1 protein-coding gene is annotated in these 1,961 nt (G+C 69.6%); it reads right to left on the bottom strand.

Annotation, left to right across the window (positions count from 1 at the left end):
* Window positions 1-1,961, bottom strand: a 1,961-nt coding sequence (locus tag MTF65_RS30055) for a condensation domain-containing protein (protein WP_243632160.1), incomplete at both ends; no start/stop codon positions are given.

The raw sequence follows: 1,961 nt of genomic DNA, 5'->3' as shown, positions 1-1,961 counted from the left end.
GTCGTCCATCCAGCGAGCCAGCAGCTCACCACTGCGCCGCACGTCCTCCGCGGGCAGCCACAGCTCCTTGCCCGCCATCATCGACGAGTAGACCTCCTGAACGGAGACGTCGAAGGTGAGCGCGGTGAACTGAGCCACTCGGCGGCCCACTCCGCCGCCGACCACCCGCTCGTGCCACTCCAGCATGTTGGCGATCGCGCCGGAGCGCATCACCACACCCTTGGGTGTTCCCGTCGTCCCCGACGTGTAGAGCACGAACAGGGGGTGGTCCGGCAGCAGCGCCGATCCGCGCTCGGCGTCAGTGAGGTCCTCACCCGAGGACCCGGCCAGCTCGCCGATCGTCGCCGGGTCGTCCAGGACCAGCAGCCCGACACCGTCCGCGAGCGTTCCGGCTCGTTCGGACACCGTCACCGCGAGCACCGGACAGGCGTCCTGGAGCATGAACGCGACACGCTCGGCGGGCTGCTCCGAGCCGATCGGGAGATAGGCGGCACCGCACTTCAGCAGGGCCAGCATCGTCACGATCGCTTCAGCGGACCGGGGCAGCGCCATCGCCACGACCGAATCGGGCCGGACCCCGCGGTCGATCATCACCCTCGCCAGCTGGTTGGCCCGGGTATTGAGTTCCCCGTACGAAAGTGACCCGGCATCGCCGACCACGGCCACCGCGTCGGTGTTCAGGGCGGCCTGGGCCTCAACGGCTTCGGCCATCGGCTGCCACGGGGCCACCGGGCCACCGCCATTGGCGCCCCGGAGCAGTGCACGGCGTTCGTCGGACGAGAGGATCTCGAGCTCCCCGATCGTCAGCCCGGGGTCGGCGAGAGCCTGTTCCAGCAGGCGCAGCCAGCGCGCCACCAGGGACTCCACCGACGAGCCGTCGAAGAGGTCGGTGGCGTATTCCACCACTCCGTCCAGGCCCGCCGCCGCCCCGTCGGCATCCTGGCGCTCGGCCAGGCTCATGGCCAGGTCGAACCGGGCCACACCCTCGATGTGCTGGCGTGAACTGAGCTGGAGACCCGGCAGGTCGAACCTGGCTCGTGGCGTGTTCTGGAGGACCAGCAACACCTGGAACAGCGGGTGGTGAGCCACCGTGCGCTGCGGGTTAAGTGCCTCGACGAGATGTTCGAAGGGAAGGTCCTGGTGGGCGTAAGCGGCGAGATCAGTCTCGCGGACCCGGTCGAGCAGCTCGCTGAAGGTGGGGTCGCCGGCGGTGTCCGTACGCAGGACGAGGGTGTTGACGAAGAACCCGACCAGGTTGTCCAGGGCCTGGTCCGTCCGTCCGGCGACGGGGGTGCCCAGCGGGATGTCCGTGCCCGCACCGAGACGGGTGAGCAGGGCCGCCAAGGACGCCTGGAGCACCATGAACACGCTGACCCCGTGGGCCCGGGCCAGCGCTGAGATCTTCTGGTGGGACTCGGCGGACAGGGCGAGTGGCAGGGTGGCGCCCCGGTAGGAGTTGATGGGCGGTCGCGGCCGGTCGGTGGGCAGGAGAAGCTGATCCGGCAGGCCGGCCAGCGTGTTCCGCCAGAATTCGAGCTGCTCGGTGAGGACGCTCTCGGGATCCTCCTGCTCGCCGAGGAGCTGCTGCTGCCACAGCGTGTAGTCGGCGTACTGCACCGGCAGCGGCTCCCACACAGGTGACTCGCCCTCGCGGCGTGCCCCGTAGGCCTGGGCCAGATCGCGGGTCAGCGGCCCCATCGACCAGCCGTCGCTCGCGATGTGGTGCAGCACCAGGAGCAGGGCGTGGTCCTCTGCGTCAAGACCGAAGACGTGCGCCCGTATCGGGATCTCACGCTCCAGGTCGAATCCGCGGCCTGCGGCCTGACCGAGCACCTCTTCGAACCGATCGGGATCGGTCTCGACCGTCGTGAAGGGGATCTCCGTCTCGGCCGGGTCGAGGATCAGCTGGTGCGGCACACCGTCGACCTCGGGGAACACCGTACGCAGGCTCTCGTGCCGGG

The organism is Streptomyces sp. APSN-46.1, assembly GCF_022815725.1.
In the GTDB taxonomy this organism is placed as follows: domain Bacteria; phylum Actinomycetota; class Actinomycetes; order Streptomycetales; family Streptomycetaceae; genus Streptomyces.
Note: the sequence above shows the minus strand (reverse complement) of the source record. Positions and strands in the feature narration are given on the sequence as shown.